8 protein-coding genes and 1 pseudogene are annotated in these 7,100 nt (G+C 70.2%); 5 read left to right on the top strand and 4 right to left on the bottom strand.

From position 1 onward, the window contains the following. Positions 1–160 precede the first annotated feature (160 nt). Positions 161–496, bottom strand: a complete 336-nt coding sequence (locus AOK24_RS14675; RefSeq protein WP_055720516.1) for a Rieske (2Fe-2S) protein — start codon at positions 494–496, stop codon at positions 161–163. Positions 497–498: 2 nt separating this feature from the next. Further along, positions 499–768, bottom strand: coding sequence for a hypothetical protein (locus tag AOK24_RS14680; protein ID WP_240553908.1), 270 nt, complete (start codon positions 766–768; stop codon positions 499–501). Positions 769–831: 63 nt separating this feature from the next. On the opposite strand from AOK24_RS14680, the gene AOK24_RS14685 reads away from it, so the two are divergent. Genes AOK24_RS14685 through AOK24_RS14705 form a run of 5 tightly spaced genes read left to right on the top strand, consistent with a single transcriptional unit; the run spans position 832 to position 5,766 of the window. Next, positions 832–1,809 carry a helix-turn-helix transcriptional regulator gene (locus AOK24_RS14685; RefSeq protein WP_079056816.1) on the top strand — a complete coding sequence of 326 codons (978 nt, stop codon included), beginning with the start codon at positions 832–834 and terminating at the stop codon, positions 1,807–1,809. Between the two features lie 6 nt (positions 1,810–1,815). Next, positions 1,816–2,820 carry a helix-turn-helix transcriptional regulator gene (locus AOK24_RS14690; protein ID WP_055720518.1) on the top strand — a complete coding sequence of 335 codons (1,005 nt, stop codon included), beginning with the start codon at positions 1,816–1,818 and terminating at the stop codon, positions 2,818–2,820. Further along, positions 2,817–3,797, top strand: a complete 981-nt coding sequence (locus AOK24_RS14695; protein ID WP_055720519.1) for a helix-turn-helix transcriptional regulator — start codon at positions 2,817–2,819, stop codon at positions 3,795–3,797. The genes AOK24_RS14690 and AOK24_RS14695 overlap by 4 nt, the downstream gene beginning before the upstream one ends. After that, a complete protein-coding gene (locus AOK24_RS14700) occupies positions 3,794–4,789 on the top strand; it encodes a helix-turn-helix transcriptional regulator (protein WP_055720520.1) in 996 nt (331 codons plus the stop codon). The genes AOK24_RS14695 and AOK24_RS14700 overlap by 4 nt, the downstream gene beginning before the upstream one ends. Next, positions 4,786–5,766: a helix-turn-helix transcriptional regulator gene (locus AOK24_RS14705; RefSeq protein WP_055720521.1), complete on the top strand. Its 981-nt coding sequence runs from the start codon at positions 4,786–4,788 to the stop codon at positions 5,764–5,766. The genes AOK24_RS14700 and AOK24_RS14705 overlap by 4 nt, the downstream gene beginning before the upstream one ends. Here the strand turns inward: AOK24_RS14705 and AOK24_RS14710 are convergent. Together AOK24_RS14710 and AOK24_RS50635 are read right to left on the bottom strand one after the other, a co-directional pair. Beyond that, positions 5,729–6,395, bottom strand: a 667-nt coding sequence (locus AOK24_RS14710; RefSeq protein ID WP_240553910.1) for a helix-turn-helix transcriptional regulator, incomplete at its 5' end; no start/stop codon positions are given. The two genes, AOK24_RS14705 and AOK24_RS14710, sit on opposite strands and share 38 nt — an antisense overlap. 2 nt (positions 6,396–6,397) lie before the next feature. After that, a pseudogene (locus AOK24_RS50635) lies at positions 6,398–6,743 on the bottom strand (LuxR family transcriptional regulator); the annotation flags it as partial. Positions 6,744–7,100: the final 357 nt, after the last annotated feature.

Raw genomic sequence — 7,100 nt, forward strand, 5'->3', positions numbered from 1 at the left:
GTGAACCCTGGGGCCCCAGGGGCGGTTTCCGGCCAACCGGGAGATCGCTGCAAAGCGTGAAATGTCGCTGTAAAACACAGCGGCGTCACCGTGTTCAGGTCACGGTGACGCCGCTGCGGGGGGAAGCACCTGAGCGATCTTTTACGACGGGGGAATCGCGTCAGGCACTGCGGGGGGTGGCCGAAACGGTCCGCGAGGTGGGGGGCTCCGCGTCCGTCAGCCTGTGGTCTCGTCGATCGAGGTTCACAAAGATCATTCCGTACCGGATGGCACACTGCACCGGCTGCGGCGCGCCACGGGGCCGCCGCAGACACCGGTACGCCCGCACGTCGCCGTCCTCGTCCCGCGTGACCACCACCGGCTCACCGAACACCGTCACCATCAGCGAGTCACCGTTGTGGGGGATGGCGGTGACCAGGTCGATGAAGTGCCAGCCGGAGCGGTAGGCGGTGGCCATTTCGCGGCGGAAGGAGCGGTCGTCGGGTGGGGTGGTCACCGTCAGCTCCAAACACTGTCGTTCGGGAAAGCGACGGCCTTGTCGCCGCTATCCGCCGCGAGAACAGTCGACGATGACCGAATGTCGCCACCGACCCGCTCCTCGCCCTTCGCCCCCGAGGAGAAACCCGACACCCCAAAGGCAACGACAGCGGAGAGGGCCACAACAGTCACCGAGCGAAGCATTCTCTTGCTCATAGTCGGCTTCGTCCTCATTCTGAAGGTCTCCTCTTCCCCCGTCGAGTACGACGATGGCTTATTCAGGCACGTCATGGCCACACGATCGGTGCATCATGTTCCTGCATGTTCAGGACCCTGGGGGGTGGAGATTTCGTGATGAATCGGACTAAAGGTAAACATCCCCATGCCTTGACGGAGCTGTGTGAAGAAGGCGGCCGTCTCTATGCGGATGCCCTGAGCTCTGGACGCATCGCCCGTTCGAGGGTGGACGCGGCTCCGTGCCTGATGGAGTTCGCCCTGCTGCACCCCGACCCGGACGACGCGAACTGGATGCTTCCCGTTCCCCCCACGATCGCTCTGGCTCAGCGGCTCACTCCGCTGGAACACGAGATCACCGCACGAAGGCGCACGTCGATCGAGTTGGCCGAGGCGTTCGAACCGTTCATGGCGCTGACCACCCGGCACACCACGCCGACCCACTCGATCACGGTCCTGGAAGGGCTGGACCGGATCAACGCCGCGCTGGATCTGGCCACAGCCCAATGCCGCAACGAGATGCTCACGGTCCAGCCCAGCGCCCGCCACCCCGAGAGCCGGCTCATGGAAGCCCTGGAACGCGACAGGCCGCTGATCGAACGCGGGGTCCGGATCAGGACCCTCTATCAGCACACGGCGAGGTACACCCCGGACCGGCTCGCCTATGTGGACCATTTCGCGGACGGCAAGGTCGAGTACCGCACCATCGACGAACTCGTCGAACGCCTGATCATCTGCGACGAGACCGTCGCCTTCATCCCCGTGCGGGACGACCGCCAGGTCGCCTTGGAACTCAGGCATCCCGGCCTCGTCGGATACCTGGTCAAGGTCTTCGAGTTCATGTGGACCCGCGCCGTCCCGATGACCACCGGCACCCCCTACGAAGCCGCCGCCGACGGTCTGACCGAGATCCAGCACTCCATCGCCAAGCTCCTCATCGAAGGCCACGTCGACGAAGCCATCGCCCGGCGCCTCGGCATGAACGTCCGCACCTGCCGCGCCCACATCGCCAAGCTCGCCACCGCCCTCGGCAGCGGCAGCCGCGCCCAGCTCGGATACCTCATCGCCCAGTCCGGAATCCTGGACAGGGAGCAATGAGGTGACGTGGAAGCACACCGTCACAGCACCGAGGAAGTGTGCGAGGAGGGCCTCGCGCTCTACGCGCGGGCGCTGAGCGGCCACCGTATCCCCGCGGCGGAGGCCGAACCGCTCCCCTGCCTGACCACCACCGGCCTGCTCCTCCCCAGCCTGGACGTCCCCGGCACGCTCCGCCCCCTCCCGCCCGCGCTGGCCCTCCCCAGACTGCTGCGCACCATCGCGCAGGAGATCGCGGAGCGCAGGCAGCGTGAGACCCGCCTGGCCGAGTCCTTCGTACCGCTCCTGGCCCTCGCCGAGCACGAGCACCGGCACCGCCACTCGCACTCGCACTCCGCCGCCGAGCAGCCCCCCGGCTTCGTCCTCCTGGACAGCCTCGACCGCATCGACGACGCGATCCGGCAGGCCATGCTCGCCTCCTCGGAGGAGATCCTCACCGTGCAGCCCGGCGGCAAGCGCCCCGTCTCCTCGCTGGCGCTCGCCCTGCCGAAGGAGCAGGAGATGCTGTCGAGGGGCGGCCGGATGCGCACCCTGTACCAGCACACGTCGCGCCACGACCCGGCCGTACTCGCGCACTACGAGTTCCTCGCCGGCGACGTCGAGGTGCGCACCCTCGACGAAGTCCCCGACCGCCTCATCGTCCTGGACCGCGCGGTCGCCTTCATCCCGGCGAACCCCGAACGCACGACGGCCGTAGAGATACGCCACCGCCCCACGGTCGCCCACCTGGCGACGACGTTCGACCGCCTGTGGCGCCTGGCCACCCCCATGTACCCCGAGGCCGCCCAGCAGCTCCCGTCCGACGGCGTCACCCCCCGCCAGCGCGCCATCGCCGCACTCCTGATCGAAGGCCACACGGACGCCGTCATCGCCGACCGCCTCGGCCTCAACATCCGCACGGCCCGCGAACACATCGCCAAACTCGCCGCGGCCCTGGGCAGCGACAGCCGCGCCCAACTCGGCTACCTCATAGGCCAGTCCGGAATCCTTGAGCAGAAGGAAACCGACACATGACGGTGCCCCACCCACCCCACGGCGTGGAGGAGCTGTGCGAGGCGGGCCTGAACCTGTACACCCGCGCCCTGCGCGAGAACCACGTCCCGGCATCCGAAGCGGAGTTGCTCCCCTGCCTGGTCGACTTCGGCCTGCTCCACCCCGCCGTCGACGACCCGACCCGGCTCGAACCCGTCTCCCCCGCCCTCGCCCTGCACCGTATGCTCCGCCGCTCCGCCCGCCGGATCGCCGACGAACGGCGGCGGGAGGAGCGGCTGACCGAGACGTTCGAGCGGCTGCTGCGGTTCGGCAGCGGGCAGACGACGGGTACGCCGGAGCTCACCGTCCTCGGCGGTGACGCCCGCATCAACCAGGCGATCGCCGACGCCATGGCCGAGGCGACCCACGAACTGCTCGCCGTGCAGCCCTCCGCCAGCAGCCACCTCGCCAAGACCCTGGGCGCCTCGCTCCACCGCGACCAGGCGCTCCTCGACCGGGGCGGCCGGATCCGCACGCTCTACCAGCACACCCAGCGGCACCGGACCGAGGTCATCGCCCGCTACGACCAGCTCCGCGGCGACGCCGAGGCCCGCACCCTCGACGAGGTCACCGACCGCCTCATCATCATCGACGGCGCAGTCGCGTTCATCCCCGCGAACAAGGACCGCACGCTCGCCCTGGAGATCCGCCACCCGGCGCTCATCGACTACCTGACCACCACCTTCGACCGCCTGTGGAACCTCGCCACCCCCATGCACCCGACGGCCGCCCGGCAGCCGTCCCTGGACGGCGTCACCCCGCGCCAGCGCGCCATCGCACGGCTCCTCGTGGAGGGCCACACCGACGCGGTGATCGCCGACCGCCTCGGCCTCAACATCCGCACCGCCCGCGAACACATCGCCAGGCTCGCCGCCACCCTCGGCAGCGACAGCCGAGCCCAACTCGGCTATCTCATCGCCGAATCCGGAATTCTCAAGCAGAAGGAAGCCGCAGAATGACAGCGCCGCACCCACCCCACGGAACGGAGGAACTCTGCGCGCCGGGAACGGAGTTGTACGAACGCGCGCTGAAGGAGGGGCACATCGCGGCGTCAGAGGCGGAGGTCGCTCCGTGCCTGGTGGACGTGGGGCTGCTGCACCCCGCGGTGGACGACCTGACCCGGCTGGAGCCGGTCTCGCCGTCCCTGGCGCTGCACAGGATGCTGCGCCGGTCGGCCGGCCGGATCGCCGAGGAGCGGCAGCGGGAGGAGCGGCTGGCGACGACGTTCGAGCGGCTGGTACGGCTGGACGCGGACATGCCACCGGCGAGCACGCCGACGCTCACCGTCCTCAGCGGCAAACCCCGCATCAACCAGGCCATCACCGAAGCGGTGGCAGAGGCCGCGCAGGAGATCCTCACCATCCAGCCCAACACGAACCTGCACGGCGCCCCCATCGAAGCCGCCCGCGCCGTATCCGTCCCCCGAGACCAGCAAGCCCTCGACCGAGGCTGCCGTATCCGCACCCTCTACCAGCACACGATGCGCAACGCCCCCTCCATCAAGGCGCTCCACGAACGCCTGCACGGCGACGCATCCTGCCGGACGCTGGACGAGATCACGGACCGGCTGATCGCCGTGGACGGCGCCGTCGCGTTCATCCCGGCGAACGAGGACAACAGCCTGGCGCTGGAGGTGCGGCACCCGGCGGTGGTGAAGTACTTCGTGACGACGTTCGACCGCCTGTGGCACCTGGCGACCCCCCTGTACCCCGAACCGGCGGTCCAGCACCCGGCGTTGGACACGGTCACCCCCCGCCAGCACACGATCGCGGCGCTCCTCGTCAAGGGCCACACGGACGCCGTCATCGCCGACCGCCTCGGTATGAACGTCCGCACGGCCCGCGAGCACATCGCGAAGCTGGCGACCACGCTCGGCAGCGACAGCAGGGCCCAACTCGGTTATCTGATAGCGCGATCCGGCATCCTGGACGGGGAGGTGACCGAGCGGTGAACCACCGGGAACACGGCGCGGAGAAGCTGTGCGCAGCGGGAAGAGAGCTGTACGGGCGGGCGCTGCACGAGGGCTGGATCGCGGCCGGCGACGCCCAACCGGCCCCGTGCCTCGTGCAGTTCGGGTTACTGCATCCGACTCCCCACGATCTGGCCCGACTTGAACCGGTCGCCCCGGCAGTGGCCCTGCACCGCCTGCTGGACTCCGCCGAGAGCCGCATCGCGGAGGAACGCCGCCGGGAGGCCGAACTGGTCGATTCCTTCGAGCCGTTGCTGAGGATCGCCGCCCCGAGGCAGTCGTACGACACCCCCGCCCTCCGCATCCTGAGCGGCACCGAGCGGATCAACCAGGCGCTGGACGAGGCGCTCCTCGGCGCCACCCGCGAGCTGCTCAGCGTCCAGCCGCACACCCCTTACAGCCGTGAACGCATCGAGCGCGCACGGGCCGTGGCCAGGCCGCGCGACCAGGCGCTCCTCGACCACGGCGGCCGTATCCGCACCCTCTACCAGCACACGCAGCGCCACTCGCTGGGCGTGCTCGGCTACACGGAACAGCTCAAGGGCGACGTGGAGTGCCGGTCCCTCGACGAGGTCACCGACCGGCTGTTGATCGTGGACCGGACCGTCGCCTTCATCCCGGCGGACGATGACGGCCAACTCGCCCTGGAGATCCGCCATCCCGCGCTGGTCAAGCACTTCGTGACGACGTTCGACCGCCTGTGGCGGCTGGCCACCCCCATGCATCCGGAGCCTGTTGCCCCGCGCCCGTCCCTGGACGGCGTCACCGCACGGCAACGCGCCATCGCCGCACTCCTGATCGAAGGCCACACGGACGCCGTCATCGCCGACCGCCTCGGCCTCAACATCCGCACCGCCCGCGAACACATCGCCAAACTCGCCGCCACCCTCGGCAGCGACAGCCGCGCCCAACTCGGCTACCTCATAGGCCAGTCGGGAATCCTTGACCGGGAAGAGTGACGCCCTTTCCGGCCCCGTACGCCCCTCCGCCCCCCACCAGCCCGACCTGGGCGATCCGCACCCCGAGCTGCGTACGGCTGGCCGCGCCCAGCGTCTCGGAGAGCCGGGCGATATGGGCCCGGCAGGTACGGACGCTGATCCCGAGCCGCTCGGCGATCACCGCGTCCTGATGCCCCTCGGCGAGCAACGCGGCGATGGACTGCTCGCGATGGGAGACGCCCTCGACGGCGGGCGCGGGAATGGCCGCGGCGAGCGGGATCGCGAGCCGCCAGAGGCGTTCGAAGACGGTGACGAGGTACGTGATGAGGGCGGGGTGGCGCAGTTCGAGGGCCATCGTGCGGTCGGGGTTCGCGGGGATGAAGGCGACGACCCGGTCGAACACCATGAGCCGGTCGGTGACCTCGTCGAGGGTCCGCGCCTCGACGGCGTCCCCCATCAAGTCCAGGTAGGTCAACAGCCCTTGGCCGTGCCGGGCGACGTGGTTGTAGAGGTCGCGCATCCGAACTCCCCGCGCCCGCAGGGACATCGCCCGGTGCAGCCCCTCGGAGAGCTCGTGCTCGCGCCGGATCCCGCCGGGCTGGACGGTCAGCACCTCCGTCGTGCACGCGTCGGTCGCCTCGTCGAGCGCGNNCGCGCAGCGCCATGCCCTCGCCGGAGACGCTGACGGGCCCGCCGAGCCCGGCGTACCACTCGAAGGCGGCGACCGCCGCGCCCATCCGGCGCCGGCTCGCGCTGACGTCGTCGTACAGGCCCCGCAGGAGCCGTGTCATGACCTCCTGCGGCGCGGTCGGGACGAGCCAGTCCATGTCGTCGGGATCGGGGTGCAGCAGGGCGAGTTCGAGGAGGCAGGGTACGGGCTCGGCGTCGGCGCGCGGGACGCGGCCACGGCGCACGGCGCGGGAGTAGACCCGGTCACCGGCCTCGCACAGCCGGTCGGCACCGTGCGGGGGGTGATCCTCCGTCCCGTGCCCGGTCATCGTCCATCCCACCCCCGCAGTTTGCTCTTCCGCAGCGCAACTATGCGGGGCGTCCACCCGGCTCCGCAACACGGCGCCCCCGGTCAAGCGACCTGAAATCCCCCGGTATGCGGCCGTTTCGACCCGCCTCCGCCCCTCGCACTGCAACAAGCTGACGGTGGTGCACCGTACCCACTCACGGCATGGTGGAACCGCTCCACCCGGGCTGCCGCTCGCCCGGGAGACCCGGCCGGACGCTCCCCGTCCGGCCGGGTCCACCACGCGCCCACAACAACCCCGCCCAGGCCCCCTACGCCGCCCGTACTACCCGTGTACACCCGAGGTTCGACGCCCCTCCGGGCGCCCTCCCCGCAGTAC

Source organism: Streptomyces niveiscabiei (assembly GCF_001419795.1).
In the GTDB taxonomy this organism is placed as follows: Bacteria; Actinomycetota; Actinomycetes; order Streptomycetales; family Streptomycetaceae; genus Streptomyces; species Streptomyces niveiscabiei.